The 21,941-nt window shown below is 65.9% G+C and carries 20 protein-coding genes; 13 read left to right on the top strand and 7 right to left on the bottom strand.

Annotation, left to right across the window (positions count from 1 at the left end):
• Positions 1–188: 188 nt before the first annotated feature.
• Together ACP15I_RS11535 and ACP15I_RS11540 are read left to right on the top strand one after the other, a co-directional pair.
• Positions 189–872, top strand: coding sequence for an alpha/beta fold hydrolase (locus tag ACP15I_RS11535; protein ID WP_424975191.1), 684 nt, complete (start codon positions 189–191; stop codon positions 870–872).
• Positions 873–950: 78 nt separating this feature from the next.
• Positions 951–1,832 carry an amidohydrolase family protein gene (locus tag ACP15I_RS11540; protein WP_424975192.1) on the top strand — a complete coding sequence of 294 codons (882 nt, stop codon included), beginning with the start codon at positions 951–953 and terminating at the stop codon, positions 1,830–1,832.
• A gap of 11 nt (positions 1,833–1,843) precedes the next feature.
• Here the strand turns inward: ACP15I_RS11540 and ACP15I_RS11545 are convergent, their stop codons facing one another.
• From ACP15I_RS11545 to ACP15I_RS11555, 3 genes are read right to left on the bottom strand one after another with little or no spacing between them, the layout of a single operon-like run.
• Positions 1,844–3,220, bottom strand: a complete 1,377-nt coding sequence (locus tag ACP15I_RS11545; protein ID WP_424975193.1) for a S8/S53 family peptidase — start codon at positions 3,218–3,220, stop codon at positions 1,844–1,846.
• Between the two features lie 13 nt (positions 3,221–3,233).
• Positions 3,234–4,142 carry a phosphatase PAP2 family protein gene (locus ACP15I_RS11550; RefSeq protein WP_424975194.1) on the bottom strand — a complete coding sequence of 303 codons (909 nt, stop codon included), beginning with the start codon at positions 4,140–4,142 and terminating at the stop codon, positions 3,234–3,236.
• Positions 4,143–4,154: 12 nt separating this feature from the next.
• Positions 4,155–5,921, bottom strand: coding sequence for a transcriptional regulator (locus ACP15I_RS11555; protein WP_424975195.1), 1,767 nt, complete (start codon positions 5,919–5,921; stop codon positions 4,155–4,157).
• A 478-nt stretch (positions 5,922–6,399) separates the two neighbouring features.
• Here ACP15I_RS11555 and ACP15I_RS11560 point away from each other — a divergent pair, with 478 nt between their 5' ends.
• From ACP15I_RS11560 to ACP15I_RS11585, 6 genes are all read left to right on the top strand, one after another.
• Entirely contained in the window at positions 6,400–8,010 is a 1,611-nt protein-coding gene (locus ACP15I_RS11560; RefSeq protein WP_424975196.1) for a glutamate synthase-related protein, read from the top strand.
• Between the two features lie 205 nt (positions 8,011–8,215).
• The gene (locus ACP15I_RS11565) at positions 8,216–9,799 is read left to right on the top strand and encodes an ABC transporter substrate-binding protein (protein WP_424975197.1); all 1,584 of its coding nucleotides are present in this window, start codon (positions 8,216–8,218) and stop codon (positions 9,797–9,799) included.
• Positions 9,800–9,976: 177 nt separating this feature from the next.
• Positions 9,977–10,795 (top strand): helix-turn-helix transcriptional regulator, encoded by an 819-nt coding sequence (locus ACP15I_RS11570; protein ID WP_424975198.1) that lies wholly within the window; start codon positions 9,977–9,979, stop codon positions 10,793–10,795.
• The gene (locus tag ACP15I_RS11575) at positions 10,788–11,276 is read left to right on the top strand and encodes a cupin domain-containing protein (protein ID WP_424975199.1); all 489 of its coding nucleotides are present in this window, start codon (positions 10,788–10,790) and stop codon (positions 11,274–11,276) included. The genes ACP15I_RS11570 and ACP15I_RS11575 overlap by 8 nt, the downstream gene beginning before the upstream one ends.
• A gap of 136 nt (positions 11,277–11,412) precedes the next feature.
• Positions 11,413–12,978, top strand: a complete 1,566-nt coding sequence (locus tag ACP15I_RS11580; protein WP_424975200.1) for an ABC transporter substrate-binding protein — start codon at positions 11,413–11,415, stop codon at positions 12,976–12,978.
• Between the two features lie 248 nt (positions 12,979–13,226).
• On the top strand, positions 13,227–13,649 hold the full coding sequence (locus ACP15I_RS11585) for a DUF4345 domain-containing protein (protein WP_424975201.1): 423 nt from the start codon (positions 13,227–13,229) through the stop codon (positions 13,647–13,649).
• 61 nt (positions 13,650–13,710) lie between these two features.
• On the opposite strand, the gene ACP15I_RS11590 is transcribed toward ACP15I_RS11585, so the two are convergent.
• A complete protein-coding gene (locus ACP15I_RS11590; protein WP_424975202.1) occupies positions 13,711–14,091 on the bottom strand; it encodes a DUF4870 family protein in 381 nt (126 codons plus the stop codon).
• 83 nt (positions 14,092–14,174) lie between these two features.
• Entirely contained in the window at positions 14,175–15,023 is an 849-nt protein-coding gene (locus ACP15I_RS11595; protein ID WP_424975203.1) for a 2-keto-4-pentenoate hydratase, read from the bottom strand.
• Positions 15,024–15,262: 239 nt separating this feature from the next.
• Between ACP15I_RS11595 and ACP15I_RS11600 the strand changes: the two genes are divergently transcribed.
• Positions 15,263–16,249, top strand: coding sequence for an ABC transporter permease (locus ACP15I_RS11600; RefSeq protein WP_424975204.1), 987 nt, complete (start codon positions 15,263–15,265; stop codon positions 16,247–16,249).
• A gap of 1 nt (position 16,250) precedes the next feature.
• Complete coding sequence (locus ACP15I_RS11605; protein WP_424975205.1) at positions 16,251–17,207, top strand: ABC transporter permease; 957 nt, start codon at positions 16,251–16,253, stop codon at positions 17,205–17,207.
• Between the two features lie 4 nt (positions 17,208–17,211).
• Here ACP15I_RS11605 and ACP15I_RS11610 read toward each other — a convergent pair whose 3' ends face one another.
• Entirely contained in the window at positions 17,212–17,403 is a 192-nt protein-coding gene (locus tag ACP15I_RS11610; protein ID WP_424975206.1) for a hypothetical protein, read from the bottom strand.
• A gap of 246 nt (positions 17,404–17,649) precedes the next feature.
• Between ACP15I_RS11610 and ACP15I_RS11615 the strand changes: the two genes are divergently transcribed.
• Entirely contained in the window at positions 17,650–18,729 is a 1,080-nt protein-coding gene (locus ACP15I_RS11615; protein WP_424965856.1) for an ABC transporter ATP-binding protein, read from the top strand.
• Positions 18,726–19,691 (top strand): ABC transporter ATP-binding protein, encoded by a 966-nt coding sequence (locus tag ACP15I_RS11620; protein WP_424965857.1) that lies wholly within the window; start codon positions 18,726–18,728, stop codon positions 19,689–19,691. The genes ACP15I_RS11615 and ACP15I_RS11620 overlap by 4 nt, the downstream gene beginning before the upstream one ends.
• A gap of 9 nt (positions 19,692–19,700) precedes the next feature.
• On the opposite strand, the gene bhcR is transcribed toward ACP15I_RS11620, so the two are convergent.
• Positions 19,701–20,543, bottom strand: a complete 843-nt coding sequence (gene bhcR / locus ACP15I_RS11625; protein WP_424965858.1) for an HTH-type transcriptional regulator BhcR — start codon at positions 20,541–20,543, stop codon at positions 19,701–19,703.
• A 200-nt stretch (positions 20,544–20,743) separates the two neighbouring features.
• On the opposite strand from bhcR, the gene bhcA reads away from it, so the two are divergent.
• Positions 20,744–21,934, top strand: a complete 1,191-nt coding sequence (gene bhcA / locus ACP15I_RS11630; RefSeq protein ID WP_424975207.1) for an L-aspartate--glyoxylate aminotransferase BhcA — start codon at positions 20,744–20,746, stop codon at positions 21,932–21,934.
• The last annotated feature ends 7 nt before the right edge of the window (positions 21,935–21,941 follow it).

A 21,941-nucleotide genomic window follows, 5' to 3' on the forward strand; every position in this document is an offset into this window, starting at 1 on the left:
GATGTCTCATCCCCATGCCACGCCCGGCCATGTGCGCAGAGCTTTCGCAGGCGTTTGGGCCTTGCTCCACGGCTCGTGCCAGTGGCGCCTTAGCGTGCCGCATCGCGATTGCGGGCGCGCGCTCCGGCGGCCTTGACCCCGGGCATGGCGCTCGTCACGCTGCCGCCATCTCATGCAGGAGCCGCCCGATGCCCGACCCACAGCCGACCACCGTCTGGATCCATGGCGCGGGGCTGTCGGCCCAGACATGGGAGGGGCGGGCCGAGGGCCTCTGCCTCAACCTGCCGGGCCATGCGGGCCAGCCCCGCGCGCGGCAGGCCTCGGTGGCGGGCTTTGCCGAGATGCTGCTGCCGCAGCTGCCGCCCCGCTGCGCCTTGGTGGGGCATTCGCTGGGCGGGATGATCGGTCTGCATCTGGCCGCGACCCAGCCAGAGCGGATCACCCGGCTCGTCTTCGCCGAGAGCGCCTTCAGCATGCAGAGCCGCTGGATCGACCGAAAGGGCGCGGGCTTCGCCAGCTGGCTGACCGCCAAGCTCGGACCGCGGGGGACGGCCAAGCTCGCGGCCATGGGCGAGAAGGGGGCGGCAAAAAAGGCCTATCTGACCGAGGTGGCCCGGATGGATCCCGAAGGGCTCAACGACGCGATGACCGCAGCGCACGGCTTTGACGGGCGCGATCTGATCGCGCGGATCCGGTGCCCCGTGCTGATCCTGACCGGGCGGAACAACCCGCGCACCCATAAGCAGGCAATGGATCTGGCCCGACGCCTGCCTGAGGCCCGGCACCGCATGCTCGAGGCCGGGCATATGCTGCACAAGGATGCGCCCACGGCCTTTTATGGCGCGGTGCAGGCCTTTCTGGCCGAGGGCTAGCCCGGCTGCGGATGGCTGGACAAACCGCTCGTCCCCCGGTCAAGTCAGGGGCGCGTTTCCCTTTGCAGAGATCATGCCATGACCCCTTCCGATCCGATGCCTGCCGCCTTGCCCCCGGTGGCGCGCCCGCGCGCGCCCAAGGCCGCGATCCCGCAGGGGGCCTGCGATGCCCATGTCCATATGGTCGCCGATGACATCCCGCTTTGGGACGGGCGGGTCGAGGATCCGGCCCCCGGGACCCTGCAGGACTGGGTGGCCCGGCTGGAGACCCATCTCGACACGCTGCAGATGGCGCGGGTCGTGATCGTCCATTCCATCCTCTACGGCGGAGACAACACGGTAACGCGCGCCGCCGTGGCGGCTTTGGGAGGCCGCGCGCGCGGGATCGGGCTGGTGCGCGACGGCGCGCCCGATGCCGAACTGGCCGCGCTGGCCGAGGCCGGGGTGGTGGGCGTGCGCCTGAACTATGTCCATGGCGGCATCCTGTCCTGGGAGGGGGTGCGCGAGATGGCGCCCCGGCTCGCGGCCCATGGCCTGCATGTGCAGATGCTCATGAACACCCATAAACACATGATCGAGCTGGCGCCGGATGTGCCCGGGCTCGGGGTGCCGGTGGTCTTCGACCATATCGGCTGGCCCGATCTCGCGGCGGGACCGGCTGAGCCCGGATTTGCCACGCTCTGTCGTCTGGTGGCCGAGGGGCAGGCATATGTGAAGCTTTCGGCGCCCTACCGGCTGTGTTCCGCGCCCTATGACGGGGCGGCGGCGGCAGTCGCAGCGCTGGTGGCGGCGAACCCGGATCGGTGCCTCTGGGGCAGCGACTGGCCGCACCTGATGCTGGCCGATGCCGCCCAGCCCGATGCGGGCGACCTGCTCAATGCGTTTCTCGACGCGGTCCCCTCGACGGAGAACCGCCGACGCATCCTCACGGACACGCCGGCGGCGCTTTACGGGTTCTGAGACCACTCAGCTCAGGCGTCGGGGAAGCTGTAATCGCCATCCCAAGCCGGGTAGAGATAGCAGGTGTCGCCATCCTGCACCTCGGCGCAATTGGCCAGCAGCCAAGCCTTGGCCTGCAAACCATCGGCTTTCACGTCCAGTTCGCCGGCGCTGCGCGCGAGGCTGAGATAGCCCGCCACCAGAGCCGAAGCCGCCGAGGTGCCGCCGAAGCTGCAGAAATAGGAGCCGAATTCGCGCAGACCCGTTTCCGGCTCGAGCGAGCGATAGGGGCTGTCGGAGTAGCCATAGATCCCCGGCACATCCGTCGAGATGACGTCGTAATGGGAATACTTGTGGTTCTCATTGGGTTCCGGCACGCCGACCGGATCATAGTCATGGCGCCGCGTGTCGAGCCGCACCTGCGTGCGGTCGAACACTTCGGCATCGCCCGAGGGCGCCATCACCGTCAGACCCTGACTGGCCGAGAACCCCGCGAGGACCCCCTTGGCATTCATGGCCCCGACCGAGATGATCCCGTTATGGTCGGTGGCGAGGTTCGCGGGATAGATCCCGTTCTCCTCATTGGCGTTGCCTGCTGCGCAGACCACGGGCCGGGCCATCGAGATATTCACGATCAGTTCGGCCAGCTCGGCCCAGAGCTGCGCCTCCTCGGGGGTGGTGGCCGCCGGGGCGGTGGCCTCGCTCAGCGGGACGCCATCGATGGTGCGGGTGAAGATCTCGGGCACGGTCCGCACCGGGTCCGGCACGTTGCGCGGCAAGAGCACCACATCCGCATCGATCAGTTCCGCATAGAGGAACGCCACGATCAGGACCTCGGGATCCGGGTCGAAATTCGTCGAGATCGGCACGATCTCGCAGAACGGATCCACGCCCACATAAGGTAGGGGGATCGAGGTGATCTCGTCGGTCGGCTCGGGCACCACGGCCTGCACGCGGGTGGGTTTGGCACCGATCAGCCCGGCAATCGCCGTGCCATGGGACGAGAACTCGGCACCCACGCAGGGCTGCAGATTGTTCTGCCAGGCGAGACTGCCATGGCTGGTGCGGTCGATCAGACGGCCGAGGATCTCGGTGATCCCGGGCAGGCCATCGGCCACGCGGGTGCGGGTGTTGAGGCACAGATCCTCGAGCTTCTCATCGGGTTTGCGATAGGCAAAGCTGCCCAGCGGGGCCGAGAAGAGATCCAGCGCCAGCTTCTTGTTGATCGCCGGTTCGAGGTTGGGATGATCCACCGCCACCGAGGTGTCGATCATCGCCACCCGGGTGCGCTTGCGGTCACTGCGCTTGTACTTCCAGCCATTGGGCCGATGCTTGTCCGTGCGCACACCCATGGACTGCAGATGCCACAGCGCGTCGTATTCGGGGTAATTCTCACGTCCTGTTGTCATGCTCCGGTCCCCCTCACATCCACTCGGATGCCGCGGCGAGCATCTGTTTCTTCAACACTTTTTCCAGAACCGGGGTCACCATCCGCGCCAGTTGATAGCCCGCTTCGGTGTCCGAGGCGTAATGCACCCCGGCCCATTCCCGGTTCTCCGCGATGCGGCGGGCCGAGCGGAACAGCTCGGAGCTTGCCGGATGCTCGGGCAACATGCGCGAGAACACGAAGGCCAGCGAGAAGGACTGGAACGAGTGGTTGGACGGCTGGCTCTCATGGCCCGGATAAGGCAGGAACGGGCGCAGCCGGGGCTCGACCTGGTTCGGGCGTGGCGTGTTGAACCGGGCCTTGTAGCGCAGGCCGATCTCGTCGGTCAGCGCGAGCACGGTCATGAACAGCCCGACGGTCGCGTCATAGCCGCTGACCCCCTCGATGCCCAAGGGGCGCAGATAGCCCGACAGCTCGAACTCCGCCTCGCGCAGGATCTCTGCGCGGCGCTGGCCGCCCTCGGGGCGATGCAACAGCACCTGCTTTTCCAACAGGTCGACCGCCTCGGCGCGCAGTTGCTCCATATCGGGGGGCAGGGCCAGGGGCAGGTTGATCCATTCGCCGATGATCTTGTGCAGGGCCTCGCGCTCGCGCCAGGGCTCCTGCATGCTCATCCCGCCGCCATCTTCCATTGGCCCGCGATTGCGGTTCCGATTGCGGTTGCGGTTCCTGTTGCGATTGCGGTTCCGGTTTCTGTTCCGATTGCGGTTCCGGTTGCGGTTCAGCGCCACCATCACCGACCCCGACGCACCGCCGGGCCCGGCCGCATCCCCGACCGCGCCATCCCCCTGCGCGTCACTGGTGCCGGACAGTTTCAGGCCGACGCCCGTTACCGAAAATGTATGAGACAGCAGAATATCGTCGCTGTCAGGCTGGTCTTCCATACCGTGTCCCCTTCACGTGGTCAGTCGTTTCAAAATCCCCAAAACCGAGCTTTCATCCTGCTTGTGCGCGAAGCGGAACCGCTCCTTTTGCACTTCGGGATCGTGGAACTCGGGATCCACATCGAGCAGACGACCATAGATCGCCTGTGCCTCCGCCTCGCGGCCCAGCTTGGAATAGTTCAACAGAAGATACCGCATGGCCGCCGCAAAGCGCGGCTGTTTCCGCAAGGCCCGCTGGCCCGCCATGATCGCACGGCGGTGGTCGCCGGCCATGGTCGCGGCCATCGCGAGCGTGGTGTCATAGCTGTAGCTGATCGGGCTGAAACTGCCCAGGCTCGCCCCGCGCTCGGCAGCGCGGTAGGCGGCCTCGAACTCGCCGGTATAGAGCTTGTGCAGCGCATAGTGATCCCAGACGAAGGGCTGGGACTGGTTCAGGTTCAGTGCCTGTTCCAGCAACCCGCCCGCCAGATCATGCTCGTGGAACACATAGCCCAGCACATGGGCGATGCAGGCCAGCGAGATCGAGTTGAACGGGTTGTTGGCCAGCGCGCTCTCGGCGGCCAGCCGGGCATCGTCCAGCTCGCCCCGGTTCAGCACCCCGACATTCTCGCCGATCTTGAAGGTCGTCAGATAGGCCCGCAGCGCCGGATAGACCGAGGCCGCATCATGGGCGTCATCCCCCTGCAGCAGCATGGTCTCGGAATTGCTCAGCGCATTCTCGTCGAGCTTGAACATCAGGTTCAGCGCCGTGTAGCCGACCTTGGGCGGCCAGTCGTCGCGGCTGTCGAGCATCCGCAGCCGGTCCTCGAACATCGACTTGGCCATACGGTCCACATTCTGCGCGATGAACCCCTCGAGCATCATGGAATTCTGCATGATCTGATCGGCGGAGGTCTGGATCGACTGGGACCATTCCAGCGCCATCCGGCTGGAACGATAGAGGAAAAACGTCAGGGTCAGGCTGTCGCGCACCTGCATGGTGCGCACGCGGGTGTAGTACTCGGTCTCGAAGGCCTGGGTGAACTGGTCGGAATGCACGGTCGGGTCGCGGAAATCGAACACCGCGACCGGCTCGAACTCGCGCAGGTTCCGGGCGACCCCTTCCAGCACGTAATCCGCCAGATGCTGGGTATTGGCATCGCAGCCCTGCTGGATATTCGGCAGGAACCCGACACTGAAGGTGCCCGGCTCGGGGTTCTCCGACAGATCCTCGGTGCTGCGCGTCGGCACAAGCAGACCACGGGTCTGGGCGGGTGTCGGTTTGCTCGGGGCCGGGCGGGGATGCGCCTCAAGGATCTCGGTCGCCTTGTCGTACCAGATCTGGCGCTCCATCTGGAGCCAGTCCTCGAACTCCTCATCGGCGACATCGATGCCTTCGAGCAGTTCGGTGTCTTCGCTCACCTCCAGCTTGTGCAGGGCGGTGGGATCTTCGCTGACCACGTGATGGTCGATCCAGATCCGGTCGAGCCGCAGCCCGATGGACATCCGGTTGATGTCGAGGATTTCATCGGCCAGCGGCCCCAGATCCTTGCGCAGCTCGAACACGGTCTGGCGCAAGGACGACGCCGATTTCTGTTCGTCGCTGGCACTCCAGAGCTTGTCGCGCAGCCAGACCCGGGTGCGCTGTCCGCGCGGTGCCAGCGCCAGAAGCGCCAGCAGGCCTTGTGTCTTTTTCCCCCGAGGGGTCAGGTTCCGGTCGCCCGCCGAGAAAAGGCCCAGCGGACCAAGCACGTAGAGCTTGGCCAGCTGGGCAGTCCCCGATTGGGGCTCCGCACTCACTTCGGACCCCCGAGACGGGGTGAACAGAGGGGTAGGGAAGGTTTGGGAATGTACCCGCCCCTCTGTCTCCACCGGGAAGGGTGCATCTGAACAGGGTTTGGACACATCGAAGTCGAGCTCCAGGTTTTGGTTCTTCAAACGTATCGGGCGGGAACAGTGCCCTTGATCGAAAAGATTAGCTACTGAAAAATTGCTTTTGTTCAAAGGTTTGGAGCCCATCTTGTCAGCGTTAACCGCATCCTGTCCAGATGCCTGCTGACCTTGCGTCACGTACCGTTAGAGAACTGTTAGTGATTCTGAAGCTCAGCTTTGACGGGGGCCGGGCCGCGCCGGGCGGGGGGCGTTAACCTTTATTTCCAACATGTTGCACCGCGTGCCGAGGCCGCCATGTCGGTCGCGCGCAGAGGATGTGCGCCTGCCGGGCATTGGCCGAAGCGCCGAACCGGGGCAGTGTCCGTGAGACCAGGAGGAGAAAAAAATGCAAAAAACATCCGTTGCCAAACTCGACGCGCTCGCAGACCGCGCGCCAGCTTACGCTCTGGTGGGCGAGGTCGATCTGGTCGTGGTGCGCTTCGACGAGACGGTCTCCGTCTTCTATGGGCGCTGCCTGCATCGCGGGGCCCTGATGTCCGATGGCTTTGTGAAGGGCGACAACCTGATCTGCGGGGTGCATTACTGGGATTACCGGCTCGACAGTGGCGTGTCGGAATATGCCAATGAAGAGGCCTTGCCGAAATTCTCTTCCTGGATCGAGGCGGGGGAGGTCTGGGTCGATGCCGATGAGATCGCCGACTGGGCGCAGGCCAACCCGCAGCCTTTCGACCGGGACGCCTATCTCGGGCTCTATGCGGACACGTCCCACGGCACCGCCGAGGAACCCCATAACGGGCTGATCCAGCAATATGCCCGGGACGGGCTCAGCAAGACGGGCCATCACGGGGTGGTGTCGTCCATGGGCGTGCCCCGGGACGAGCTGCCGGTGTGGGACGACCTGCAGATCCTGACAGCGCAGCTTCACCGTGCGCCCCTGCTCGATGATGACCCGGTGGGCACGGATGTGGTGATCGGACCCAATGCCCAGAAACCTCTGCGGCTCAAGATCCCGCTCTTTGTGTCGGACATGTCCTTCGGCGCGCTGTCGGAGCCTGCCAAGGTCGCGCTCGCGCGCGGGGCCGAGCTGGCCGGGACGGGCATCTGCTCGGGCGAGGGCGGGATGCTCCCCGAAGAGCAGGCCGCGAATTCGCGCTATTTCTACGAGCTGGCCTCGGCCCGGTTCGGGTTCGACTGGGACAAACTCGCCAAGGTGCAGGCCTTTCATTTCAAGGGCGGCCAAGGCGCCAAGACCGGCACCGGAGGGCATCTGCCCGGCACCAAGGTCAAGGGCAAGATCGCCGAGGTGCGCGGGCTTGACGAGGGGCAGGACGCGATCTCGCCGCCGCGCTTTCCCGACTGGACCGAGCCGGCGCAGATCCGCGCCTTTGCCGACGAGGTGCGCGACCGGACCGGGGGGGTCCCCATCGGCTACAAGCTGAGCGCGCAGCATATCGAGAAGGATATCGATGCCGCGCTCGAGGTCGGGGTGGATTACATCATCCTCGACGGGCGGGGTGGGGGCACCGGGGCCGCACCGATCATCTTTCGCGACAACATCTCGGTCCCGACCATCCCCGCGCTCGCCCGGGCGCGGCGGCATCTGGACCGGCTCGGGCGCGGCGATGTCAGCCTCGTGATCACCGGCGGGCTGCGCAAACCGGCGGATTTCCTCAAGGCGCTGGCGCTCGGGGCGGATGCGGTGGCGGTGTCGAACTCGGCCATGCAGGCCATCGGCTGCCTCGCCATGCGGGCCTGCCATACGAATAACTGCCCCGTGGGGATCGCCACCCAGAAACCCCATCTGGTCAACCGGCTGGTGGTCGAGAAATCCGCGCGGCAGCTGGCCAATTTCTTCGACGCCTCGGTGGAGCTCATGCAGGTCATGGCGCGCGCCTGCGGCCATGATCACCTCTCGGGCTTCTCGGCCGAGGACCTCACCACCTGGAAACGGGACATGCGCGATCTGACCGGTGTGGCCTATGGCGGCATCGCCTGACGCCACAGCCCGATTTGCGATCAGGCCCCGGATCCGCGCCGGGGCTTGACGCGGGGGCGGGGCATTTCGGCCTTGCGTTCTGCTCCGGCCCCGTCATTCTTTTTCCCGGCGCCTGTCGAGGCGGTCACGCGAAGAGGACACCCGACAGCGCGGCGGATGGCGCGTTCTGCCACACCCGCCGAACCATAACTGGGAGATACGATCCATGAAAAAAACGACCCTCCTGCTGGCCACATCGGCGCTCGTCCTGACGCCGCTGCTCGCCAGCGCTGAAACCCTCAACTGGGCGCGCGCCGGTGACAGCCTCACGCTTGACCCGCACGCCCAGAACGAAGGCCCGACCCACACGCTCGCGCATCAGATCTACGAGCCGCTGATCATCCGCGATCACTTCGGCCAGTTCGAAGGCGCGCTCGCGACGGAATGGGCCCCCAAGGCCGATGACCCGAATGTCTGGGTCTTCAAGCTGCGCGAGGGCGTGACCTTCCACGATGGTTCCGCCTTCACGGCCGAGGATGTCGTCTTCTCCTTCGAGCGGGCGAAATCCGAGACCTCCGCGATGAAGGAACTGCTGACCTCGATCACCGAGGTGCGTGCGGTCGACGACATGACCGTCGAGTTCGTGACCGACGGGCCGAACCCGATCCTGCCGAACAACTTCACCAACCTGTTCATCATGGACAAGGGCTGGACCGAGGCGAATGGCGTGACCAAGGTGCAGGACATCGCCAATGGCGAGACCACCTTTGCGGCCACCAACGCCATGGGCACCGGACCCTATGTCCTGACCAGCCGCGAGCCCGATGTGCGCACCGTGCTCACGCTGAATGGCGATTACTGGGGCACGGACCAGTTCCCGCTGGGCGTGACCGAGATCATCTATACCCCGATCCAGAACGCCGCGACCCGCGTGGCGGCCCTGCTGACGGGCGAGGTGGATTTCATCCAGGACGTGCCGGTGCAGGATCTTGAGCGTGTCGGCGGGACCGATGGCCTCGAAGTGCGCACGGCCGCGCAGAACCGTGTCATCTTCTTCGGCATGAATTCCGGACCCGATGACATCACCCGCGACAATGTCGAGGGGGCCAACCCGCTGGGCGATGCCCGCGTGCGCAAGGCCATGAGCATGGCGATCAACCGCGATGCCATCAAACAGGTGGTGATGCGCGGCCAGTCCGCGCCCGCAGGCATGATCGCACCGCCCTTCGTCAATGGCTGGACCGAGGAAATGGACGGCGCGTCCATGACCGATATCGATGCGGCCAAGGCTCTGATGGAAGAAGCGGGCTATGCCGATGGCTTCTCGATCCAGCTCGACTGCCCGAATGACCGCTACATCAACGATGAGGCGATCTGTCAGGCCGCCGTGGGCATGATGGGTCAGATTGGCATCACCGTGAACCTCGACGCCAAGCCCAAGGCCCAGCACTTCCCGCTGATCCAGAATGGCGAGACGGATTTCTACATGCTGGGCTGGGGCGTGCCGACCTACGATTCCGAGTATATCTTCAACTTCCTCGTGCATTCGCGCGGCGGCGACCGGGGATCCTGGAACGGCACCGGCTTCAGCGACGCGGATGTGGATGCCAAGATCGTCAGCCTCGCCTCCGAAACCGATCTGGCCAAGCGGAACGCAACCATCGGCGAGATCTGGTCCGTGGTGCAGGAAGAGCAGCTCTACCTGCCGATCCACCACCAGGTGCTGAACTGGGGCGGCAAGACCACGGTCGGCTATCCGAACGTGTCTCCCGAGGATGATCCGAAGTTCAAGTATTTCACCATGAACTGATCCCTCTGACCTGAGGAATGACAGACCATGCCGGGCCCTCGGGTCCGGCATGTTTCGTTTCGAGCCGCGCAAATGGGCCGGTTTTGCCGCAGCTATGATCGGAACGGGCGCAGATTGATCCGTGCGGGCGCAGGCTTTCTCTGGCCGGGGCGGGGGGCTGCGCCTAGGCTGCGGCCCATGACCCATGCCATGCAGGATATCGCGCCGGGCTTTCACATCCGGCAATACCGCCGCGCCCGGTTCGATCGCCTGATCAGCCCGCTGCCGGCGGTGATCCGGGTCGAGGCGGGCGAAAAGCGCCTGACGGCGGCCGGTCTGACCGCCCGGGCCACGGCCGGAACGCTGATCCTTTTGCCCGAGGAGACGCCCCTGCTGGTGGAAAACCTGCCCCTCGGTGAGGCGCCCTATGCGGCCACGGTGCTGGCCTTTCCCCGCGCGGTCTTCGAGGCGGCCTATGCCCGCCTGCCGCGCGATGGCGCGCGCGCCCCCTATCCCCTGCAATCCTGCCTCGATCTGGGGGCCGCGGCCGAGGCGTTTGGTATGGCGCTCGCCGGGCTCAGTCAGGATCCGGAGCATCCCCGCACCGGGCTGCACTGCGAGGCGCTCGCCCTGGAAATGGCACTGGCGCGGGCCTGGCTGCCTCCGGCGCCCGCCCGCAGTCTCGCAGCTCAGGTGCGGCAGCATCTGGCCACGGATCTCGCCGCGCCCTGGACGGCCGAGACCCTGGCGCGCGCCCTGCAGATCAGCCCGGCGACCCTGCGCCGCCGCCTGCGCGCCGAAGGCTGCGCGTTTCAGGACATCCTGCGTGACTTGCGTCTCGGCAGCGGGCTGCATCTCTTGCAGACCACGCGCTGGCCCGTGGCCTCCGTGGCCGAGGCGGTGGGCTATCGCTCCGCCTCGCGCTTTGCCCGCCGGTTTCACGACCGGTTTGCCCTTTCCCCCGGCGCCGTGCGGCGCCCGCTTTCAGATCCGTCCAAGGAGACCCCGCATGAGTGACGACACCGCCTCCAAACCTAAGGCCGCACTGGCCACCGAGATCCCGGCCCGGGCCGCCAAATCGGGTTATCCCGCCCCCTTTGCCGCCCGGGTCGCGGGCCGGGTAAAGCGCCAGCTCGGCAATGCGTTCGGCCTGACGAATTTCGGCGTGAACCTCACGGATCTGGCCCCGGGCGCGGAATCCGCGCTGCTCCATCGGCACAAGACGCAGGATGAGTTCATCTATATCCTCAGCGGCCATCCGACCCTGAAAACTGATCAGGGCGAGATCCGCCTCGCGCCGGGCATGTGCGCCGGGTTTCCCGCAGGGGGCGTGGCCCATCATCTGGTCAACGAGACCGCGACGCCAGTGCGGTACCTCGAGATCGGGGATCGCAGCCCGGGCGATAGCGGCACCTATCCCGACGATGATCTGGAGGCCCATCTGGTGCAGGGCACCTACATCTTCACCCGCAAGAACGGCACGCCCTTTGAGGACTGACCGACCCGCGTTCGCCACCCCGTCACGCGGAAATCCGCGCCATCACAGCCCCGTGATCGCCGCGTTTTCGCGATGACCCTGCGACATTTTGGCGGCATGCTGCCCGGGTTGCTGCACATACCACAAAGGACAGATCATGACGCGATTGCTGACCTCGACCGCGCTGGCGCTGCTTGTCGCGGTTCCGGCTTCGGCCAACGAGTTCCGCTGGGCTTCGACCACCGATCCCCAGACCATGGACCCCCATGCGGTGAACTCCGCCCCGGTTCTCGGCTTTCTCAACAACGTCTATGAGGGGCTTGTCCGGCGCGGCAAGGATATGAGCGTAGAGCCTGCGCTCGCCACCAGCTGGGAGCCGATCGGCGATGGCGAGGGCTGGCGCTTCACCCTGCGCGAGGGCGTGACCTTCCATGATGGCGCGGCCTTCACCGCCGAGGATGTGCTCTTTTCCTATCAGCGCGCCTCGGACGAGACCTCCGACACCCGCAGCTGGTTCGCGCCCGTCTCTGGGGTGACGGTGGTCGATGACTACACGGTCGACATCATGACCTCGGCCCCGAACCCGATCTTTCCCGACAGCATCGCGAACTGGATGATCCTCGACAGCGGCTGGGCCGAGGCCAATGGCGCCGCCCTGCCGGATAAGGAAGCGGGAAACTACGCCACCCTGAACGCCAATGGCACCGGCGCCTTCCGGGTGACCGCGCGCGAGCCGGGCCTGCGCACCGTGCTCGAACCCTTCGCGGGCTGGTGGGGCGAGGCGGAGCATAACATCACCCGCGCCGAGTTCACCCCGATCCAGAACCCGGCCACGGCGGTGGCGGCGCTGCTGTCGGGGGATATCGACATGATCAACCCGGTCCCGATCCAGGACGCGGCGCGCCTGTCGGGGCAGGCGGGGGTGCAGGTCATCCAGGGGATCGAGGCGCGGGTCATCATGCTGGGCTTTCCCCATGAGGCCGAGACGCTGAAATACTCGCAATCGGATGATCCCGGAAACCCTTTCACCGATCTGCGCGTCCGGCAGGCCGTGTCCCACGCGATCAACGTGCCCGCGATCCTGCAGACGATCATGCGCGGCAATGCCGAGCCCGCGAGCCAGCTCGTGAGCCCCGCCATGCGCGGCTATTCCGAAAGCCTCGCCGCCCGGCCCGCCTATGACCCGGAGGCCGCGCGCGCGCTTCTGACCGAGGCCGGCTATCCCGACGGGTTCTCCTTTGGCCTGAAATGCCCCAATGACCGCTACCTGAATGACGAGGCCGTCTGTCAGGCGGTCACCTCCATGCTCGCACAGGTCGGGATCACCGCACAGCTTGAGGCGATGCCCGTGCGGGGCTACTGGCCGCGCCTGCGCGAGGATGATTTCGACATGTACCTGCTGGGCTGGTCGCCGGGCACCTTCGATGCCGAGCACCCGATCCGCTTCCTCGCCTCGACCCCGAATGCGGAAAAGAAGCTGGGCTCGTGGAATTTCGGCGGCTACTCGAATGCGCGGGTCGATGAGCTCCTGCCGATGATCCAGTCCGAGATCGACGACACGAAGCGGCAGGCCATGCTCGACGAGGTCACGCAGATCCTGCAGGACGACGCGGCCTATGTGCCTCTCTACGTCCAGCCGCTGGTCTGGGGCACCCGCGACACCGTCACCCTGACCCAACGCCCGGACAACTTCTTCATCCTTCGCTGGGTGACGATGAACTGAGCCGTCCCGGGCTGTGACAGAGTGAAACGGCGCGGTCCCGGACTGCGCCGTTTTCTTTTGCGCAGGCGCAGGGCCTCCTCCGGGGGATCCAAGGCCCGGCCCCGGGTGCACCCTGACAGGTCGGGCCGATCCATCGCGCCGGACCAGCCTTTGGCCGCGCCGGTCAAAACGCTGGCATGGCCGGTCAAGACCCGGCAGCCCCATGATCCCTAAACCTTGGCCATCAACTTCAGCCAAGGAACGTCACCATGCATCTCTCCCGTCTTCAGAAAATCGCCCTCGGTCTCAGCGGCTTCACGGCACTGGCCATCGGCCTGTCCATCCTGCTTGTGCCCCATGCCTTCTATGCCAGCTACGGCATCCCGCTCGATGACAACCCCAACCGGCTGAGCGAGCTGCGCGCGCCCGGCGCGGGGCTCGCCAGTTTCGGGGCCATCATGCTCGCCGGGATGATGCGCCCACGCCTTGCGCCGCTGGCCTTCAAGATCGCGCTGACGGTCTATCTGAGCTTTCCGGCCGGGCGCTGTGTCAGCCTTCTGGTCGACGGGGTGCCCTCGGCCAGCATTCTCGGCGCGCTCGCGGTGGAGCTGGCGCTGGCCGGGCTTTTGCTCTTTGCCTTCGGGTGGCGGTCCTCGGTGGACCCCCAAGGTCCGCGACTGGCCGGATCGTAATGCCTCGGGCGGCCCCGGCGGGCCGGTGTCGCCCGGATGCGCGGATGGGGTCCCGACCGGTTCAGACGGCGAGGATCCCCGCGTATTTCGTGCCACTGATCGGCCTGCCGTCATTGGCCAGCACGAAGCCCGAGATCACGCGGGTCAGGCCCCAGACCACGAGGAAGAGCCAGACGAAAAAGCCGATCCCGACGGCCAGAAGCACCACCGCCACGATCGCGAGCCCCAGACCGATCCAGAAGGTCCGGATCTGAAAGGTGAAATGGCTGTCGGCCACCGGGTCGGATCCGCGGGTGATATAGGCATAGATCAGCCCGGCGAGGCTTGTGAGCCCCACGAAATACCCCACCGCATAGAGACCATAGACGATCTTCACCGGCAGGAGCGGATCCTTGGAGGCCGGTGCCGGGGCGGGAGGCGGTGTCGTGGTCGGGTCGGTCATGGCAGGGTCCTTGTCTCTCTTGTGAACGCAAACGCCGCACGGGTCCCATGGTTCCCGGCGCGGCGCAGCGTGGCGCTGCGGAGTTATTCGAAATTCACCGTCAGGCTGGGGTTCCCCGGCAGGCCGAGATACTCGACCGTGGCCATGCCCTTGGCCTTGGCCGGCGGCATGAGCGGCCCGATGGAGCCCACCGAGATCATGTCCCCCTCCTTGAAGGTGATGCCGGTGCTGCGCAGCCAGATCACCGATCGCAGCGGGTTGCCCAGAACCGCCGCACCCGGCGCCTCGGACAGGACCGTGCCCTCGGCATCGGTGACGCGCACCTGCATCTCGGCCAGCAGGTCGATCATCGCGCCGCCATCCTCGAACGGGATCGCCGGGCCGAGCACACCCGCCCGCGCGCCGACGCCGCCCGCGGTGATCGTGGCACCGGTCAGGGGCTCGTCCTTGGCATACATCAGGTCCGGCAGCTCGATGAACCCGTGCACCGAGGCGATGGCATCCATCACATCCGCGCCGGTCTCGGCGGTGTTGATCGCGGCACTGCCCACGACCAGAACCAGATCCGCCTCGAACAGGGGCCGTGCCCCGTGGGGGCCGGTCACCGTCGCGCCGTCTTCGAGGAACATGTCGCGGTACAGAACGCCCGCCACCGGCTCGGAGACGCCAAAGGCCTCCATGGCGCGGTCGCTGGTCAGGCCCGCCTTGTAGCCCACGACCGGGCCCAAATGGGGCTCCAGCGCCTTGGCGACCTTGGCCTGGGTGCAGAACGCCTCCTCCATGGTGGCATTCACGCCAAGCGCCTTGGTCGGGGTCTTGGCGATGTAATCCGCAACGAAACTGGCAACCTCGTCATCGGTCGCGCAGGCCGCAAGCGCAGCCGAGGGCAGGGCGAAGGCCGCCATGGCGGCAAGAGCTGTCCAGGGTTTCATGAAATCTCCTCCTGAAATGGGCCGGGCATGGGTGGGCGCCCCGGCTGTCACACTGTCTCTGCGCGCCCGAAACCGGGCGGTTGCTGTGACCATGCCTTTCGCTTGGGCAGGGGGCAACGGTTTTTGCCTCAGGCCGCGCCACCTTCGGCTTGCCGTGACGGCGCGTGCCCGGCCGAGGAGACGGGCCTTGACCATGACCGCCCGGCGCGGGACAACGGAGAGCAGCTTGGGGAGGGTGCATGCTCGCATTTATCATTCGCCGCGTTGTGCAGTCGCTGGTCGTGCTGCTCATCGTCGGTCTGGTCGCGTTCTCGATGTTCCGCTTCGTCGGGGATCCGATCGACAACCTGCTGGGGCAGGAGCGCACGCTGGAAGATATCGAGCGTCTGCGCACGCAGCTCGGGCTCGATGACCCGTTCCTCGTGCAATACTGGAGCTTTCTCAGCCGCGCCTTTCAGGGCGATCTGGGGATCTCCTATCGCCAGTCCCGCCCCGTGGCCGAGATCCTGCTGGAACGCGCCCCTGCGACGCTGGAACTCGCCGCTGTCTCGGGCGTGCTGGCCATCGGGTTCGGCATTATCCTCGGCATCTTTACCGCGATCCGCCGCGATGGCTGGGCCGCGAGCGCGGTGATGTCGGTCTCGCTGATCGGGGTCTCCCTGCCGACCTTCCTGATCGGGATCCTCTTGATCTATGTCTTCGCGGTCGAGCTCAACTGGTTGCCCAGTTTCGGACGCGGAGAGGTCGTCGATCTCGGCGGGTGGAGCACAGGCTTCCTCACCGCATCAGGGCTCAAGGCGCTGATATTGCCCGCGATTACGCTGGGGCTGTATCAGATGACGCTGATCATGCGGTTGGTCAGGTCCGAGATGCTCGAAGTGCTGCGACAGGACTATATCCGCTTTGCCCGGGCGCGCGGACTGACCGAAAAGGCGGTGAATTTCCGCCACGCGCTCAAGAACACGCTCGTCCCGGTGATCACGGTCACCGGCCTGCAGCTCGGCTCGATCATCGCCTTCGCGATCATCACCGAGACCGTGTTCCAGTGGCCCGGTGTGGGGCTCCTCTTCATCAACGCGATCCAGTTTGTCGATATCCCGGTGATGGCCGCCTACCTGATGCTGATCTCGGTGATGTTCGTGGGCATCAACCTGATCGTCGATCTGCTTTATTTCGCGATCGATCCGCGCCTGCGCGTGGATCGCTCCGGGTCCGGAGGACATTGAGATGACGGATATGCCCAACGACACGCCCGCGCCGGTGAAAGAGCCCTCGCGCCTCGCCGTGGCCTGGCAGTCGGATTTCGCGTGGAAATTCCGCCGCTCGCCCGTGGCGCTGATCTCTTTCACATTGGTGGTGGTGCTGGTGCTCTCGGCGGTCTTCGCGCCGCTGATCGCGCCCTATGACCCGTTCAACCCGGCCTCGCTGAACCTGATGAACGGCTTCTCGCAGCCGATGCAGCCCAATGCCTTTACCGGCGATGTGTTCTGGCTGGGCACCGATGATCAGGGCCGGGACGTGTTCTCGACGATCCTTTACGGGATGCGGATCTCGCTCTTCGTGGGCTTCGCCGCGGTGATGTTCGCCATGGTGCTCGGCGTCACGCTGGGGCTGATCGCGGGCTATGTGGGCGGCTGGGTCGAGACGCTGATCATGCGTGTGGCCGATGTGCAGCTGACCTTCCCGGCGATCCTCGTGGCCATGCTGATCTTCGGGATCGCCAAGGGGATCACGCCCGTCGAATACCGCGACCAAATGGCGATCTGGGTGCTGATCCTGGCCATCGGCCTGTCGGACTGGGTGCAGTTCGCGCGGGTCGTGCGGGGCGCCACGCTGGTTGAGAAGAACAAGGAATACGTGCAGGCCGCGCGCCTGATCGGGCGCGGATCCGGCGCCATCATGCTGCGCCATATCCTGCCCAATGTGCTCTCGCCGGTGCTGGTCATCGCCACAATCTCGCTGGCCCTCGCGATCATCGCCGAGGCGACGCTCAGCTTCCTCGGGGTCGGTGCGCCGCCGACGCAGCCAAGCCTTGGCACGCTGATCCGCATCGGGCAGGGCTTCCTGTTCTCCGGCGAGTGGTGGATCCTGTTCTTCCCGGCGATCACGCTGCTGGTGCTCGCGCTCAGCGTGAACCTGCTGGGCGACTGGCTGCGCGACGCCCTGAACCCGAGGCTGCGATGACCGCTCAGTGGACGGGCGAGAACCGCGCCAATCGGTCGAGCTGGGGCGCCATGGTGCACCATTCATCATCGGATGTGAGCACCCAATGCACGTCGCCGGTCTCGGCGGCCACGATGATCCGTCCGGGATCGGTGGTCACCAGATCCGAGCCAATCAGGTTGAGGAACAGGACAAGGGCTTGGGTCGACAGGCACATGAGGGGCACTCCTTCGGCAGGTTCTGTGATGCGCGCCGGTCCCCCCGCATGGCGGCTTGAACGGACTATGCCACGGGACGCCCGCCGTTGCGGGATGGCTTATGCTGCGCTGCGGCATTCGTCCGCAGGCGCAACGGGCCCTGCTGCCCCTGGGGCACCGATTGGGCGCCTCTGCCCGGAAATGAGGCGCTTTGCGGTCCCCGCCACCGCCAGACCCGCCCCCGAAACAGGAGCCCGTCGCCCCAAATGACCGAACCGGTTCTCTCGATCCGCAACCTGACTGTGGATATTCCGACCCGTTACGCGGTGCTGCGGCCCGTGGACAACGTCTCCTACGACATCGCCCCGGGGGAGATCCTCGGCGTGGTGGGCGAATCCGGCGCGGGCAAGTCCATGGCCGGGAACGCGGTGATCGGCCTTCTGAACCCGCCCGCCCATATCTCCAGCGGCGAGGTCTGGCTCAACGGCAAGCGCATCGACCAGCTGGGCATCGACGCCCTGCGCCGGGTGCGCGGCAAGGATATCGGCATGGTCTTTCAGGACCCGCTGACCTCGCTCAACCCGCTTTTGCGGATCGGGGATCAGCTGACCGAGACGATGCTCGCCCATTTGCCGATCTCCCGGGCCGAGGCCGATGAACGCGCGGTTGCCGCCCTTGAGGAGGTCGGCATTCCCGCCGCCCGCCAGCGGGTGAACAGCTATCCGCATGAGTTTTCCGGCGGGATGCGTCAACGGGTGGTGATCGCGCTGGCGCTCTGTGCCGAGCCGAGCCTGGTGATCGCCGACGAGCCGACCACGGCGCTCGATGTCTCGGTGCAGGCCCAGATCATCGCGCTCCTGAAGCGGCTCTGCCGCGAGCGGGGGACGGCGGTGATGCTGATCACCCATGATATGGGCGTGATCGCCGAGGCCGCGGACCGGGTCGCGGTGATGTATGCCGGGCGTCTGGCCGAGCTGGGCCCGGTGCGCGATGTGATCAGTCAGCCGAGCCACCCCTATACCCACGGGCTGATGGGCTCGACCCCGCTCGCCTCCAAGGGGCTGGCGCGGCTCCACCAGATCCCGGGCTCCATGCCCCGGCTCGGGCGGCTGCCCGAGGGCTGCGCCTTCAACCCGCGCTGCCCGCGTGCGGCGGATCGGTGTCGTCAGGACCCGCGCCCGGTCATCGGCGCGACGGAGCGGGCCGCCTGCTGGTATCCGATGGAGGGCGCGCCGGCCGCAGCGGACGCAACACCACCGAACGCAGGTGCCCGACACTTGCCCGACACAAGTCCGACAGAAGGCCGACCCGGTGCCGACGCGGGTTTGCAGGGAGGAAATCCATGACCGCGCTTGTCTCCGTCAAAGAGCTGAGCCGCCGTTTCGACGTCTCGAAACCCTGGCTGAACCGCGTGCTGGAGCGTTTGCCCAAAGCGATCCTGACGGCGGTCTCGGATGTCAGTTTCGATGTCGAGGAACGCTCGGTCTATGCCCTCGTGGGCGAGAGCGGCTCGGGCAAGTCCACCATCGGCAAGATGGTGGTCGGACTGCTCGGCCCCTCCGAAGGCGGCGTTGAAATCAACGGGATAGACCTCGCGCGCGAGACCGACGAGGCGGCGCTGGACGCGGTACGCTCAGACATCCAGATGATCTTTCAGGACCCCTTCGCCAGCCTAAATCCCCGCTGGCGCGTGCGCGATATCATTGCCGAACCCGTGGCCGCCCGGGGGGGCGAGACGCAGGGCCTCGCCGAGCGGTTGCTGGAACAGGTGGGCCTGTCCGCCGAGGATGCGGGCAAGTTCCCCCACGAGTTTTCCGGCGGTCAGCGGCAACGGATCTGCATCGCCCGCGCCCTCGCCTCCGAACCCAAACTGATCGTCTGCGACGAGCCGACCTCGGCGCTGGATGTCTCGGTTCAGGCGCAGGTGCTGAACCTGATGTCCGACCTCAAGGATGAGTTCGGGCTGACTTATCTGTTTATTTCCCATGACTTGACCGTGGTCCAGCATATGGCGGACCGGATCGGGGTGCTCTATCTCGGGCGGCTGGTGGAGGAGGCGGATCCCGATACGCTGTTCGACACGCCGCGCCATCCCTACACCCAGATGCTGCTTGCCGCGGCGCCCAAGATGGATGGGTTCGGGCGCGAGGTAGACCCGCCCCAGGGCGAGATCCCCGATCCGATCAACCCGCCCTCAGGCTGTGCCTTCCATCCGCGCTGCCCCATCGCCGAGGCCCGTTGCAGTGCCGAGCGGCCCAAGCTGCGCGAGATCGGCGGCGCGCGGGTCGCCTGCCATCTGGCGGGCTGAGCGGGCGGGTTACTCGGCGGCCATGCGCGGCGCCTGACCGCCGATCCGGGCGGTGACCTCGGCTGCGGCGGCCCGCACGGCCTCGCCCAGCCCGGGCAGGGCAGCGGCCGAGAACCGCGCCGACGGGCCAGAGACCGAGATGCCTGCCACAGGCTCCTGAAAGCTGTCATAGATCGGGGCCGCGACGCAGCACATGCCCTCGAACCGTTCTTCATTGTCGAAGGCCCAGCCCCGCGCCCGCGCCGCCGCGAGATCCGACAAGAGCGCATCCGGCGCGGTCAGGGTCTTGGCGGAGAACTGCTCCAACCCCGTGCGCCGCAAGAGCTTTTCCGTATCCGGCTGCGCCATCGCCGCCAGCAGGGCCTTGCCGATCCCGGAGGCATGCATGGGCCCGCGCGAGCCCGGACGGTGAAAGGCGCGGATCGGGTTATGGGTCTCGACCTGCCCGATGAAGACCACATGGTCGCTGTCGGCGATGCCCATATTCGCAGTCTCGCCGGTCTGTTCCATCAGGGTCCGCATCGTACTGCGCCCGACCTCCAGCAGGTTCGTGCGTTGCATGAAGCTGGACCCGACGCGAAACGCCTCCAGCCCCACGCGCCATGTCTGTGTGGCTTCGTCCATATCCACGTAGCCATGTTTCTCCAGCGTTGCGAGGACACGGTGCGCGGTGGAGGCGGGCATGCCCAAGCGCATGGAAAGATCCGAGAGCGTCCCGCCCCCATCCCGGGCCAATGCGCTGAGCACCGAGAGCCCGCGGTCCAGCGCCTGAATCGTGCTGGTCTGCGTTTCGGAAAACGGGTTTTTCGGGCGTCCACGGCTGCGGCGCTGGGGGTTGGTCGAGTCGGTCATGATCTCTCCGGTCTGGCTGTCTATGAGTATCTCGCAGTGAAAAATATTTTCAATACCGGGATGAAAACTTTCTTTGGAAATTGTAAAATCACATGAAAACATGGGTTAAGGCAGATTTTTCCAAAAACGAAAAATGTTTTCGAAAAAATTGGAAAAATAGAAAGCCCTGTCTATGTTGCTGCTCAAAGGAGGACTGCACCATGTTTGAGCAAAACCCAGTTTTTATCCCGGGGCCGACCAATGTACCGGACCGTCTGCGGCGCGCCATGGATGTGCAGACCCGCGACCATCGCTCGCCGGAATTCGGCGCGATGCTGCCTGCGCTCTTTGATGGCGTGCGCAAAGTGTTCAACACCAAGACCGCCGAGATCATCACCTTCCCGGCCAGTGGCACGGGCGGCTGGGAAGCCGCGGTGAGCAACACGCTCTCGCCCGGAGATACGGTGCTGATCGCGCGCTACGGGATGTTCAGCCATCGCTGGATCGACCTGTGCGAGCGCCATGGCCTCAATGTCGAGATCATCGAATGCGCCTGGGGCTCCGGCGCGCCGGCGGACCTGTTTGCGGCCAAGCTGGCGGCGGACACGTCACATCGGATCAAGGCGGTCCTGGTGACCCATAACGAAACCGCCACCGGCGTGCGCTCGGATATCGGCGCGGTGCGGCGGGCCATGGACAGTGCCGATCACCCGGCGCTGCTGATGGTGGATTGCGTGTCGTCACTGGCGTCGATGCCCTTCGATTTCGACGGCTGGGGCGTGGATATTGCCATCACCGGCTCGCAGAAGGGCTTCATGCTGTTCACCGGCATGTGCATCGTGGCCGTCAGCCAGAAGGCGCTGGATTATCGCGCGACGGCGAAACTGCCGCGCACCTTCTTCAGCTTCGACGACATGCTCGCGGCCAATGGTGCGGGGGGCTACCCCTACACCCCGCCGATCCAGTTGATGTTCGGCCTCGCCGAGAGCCTCAAGATGCTGGCCGAGGAGGGGATGGAAAACGTCTATGCCCGCCACTTCCGTCTGGCCGAGGGTGTGCGTCGCGCGGTCTCTGCCTGGGGGCTGAGCCTCTGCGCCGAGCGGCCCGAGCTTTACTCCGACACGGTGAGCGCCATTTACGTACCCAAGGGCTTTGACAGCAACGCGCTGACCCAGCACGCCTTCGACACCTATGACATCTCCTTCGGGGTGGGTCTGGGCGAGATGAATGGCCGGGCCTTCCGGATCGGACATCTGGGCGCGCTGACGGATGTGACCATGCTGTCGGGGCTGGCGACCATCGAGATGGCAATGGCCGATCTCGACTATCCGATCGAGCTGGGCTCCGGCGTGGCCGCCGCCCAGCAGTTCTACCGGACCACGGCGGGCGCAAGCCTCGCCAAAGCAGCGTGAGGGCGTG

Origin of the sequence: Dinoroseobacter sp. S124A (genome assembly GCF_049801015.1) — a bacterium.
Lineage (GTDB): Bacteria > Pseudomonadota > Alphaproteobacteria > Rhodobacterales > Rhodobacteraceae > Dinoroseobacter.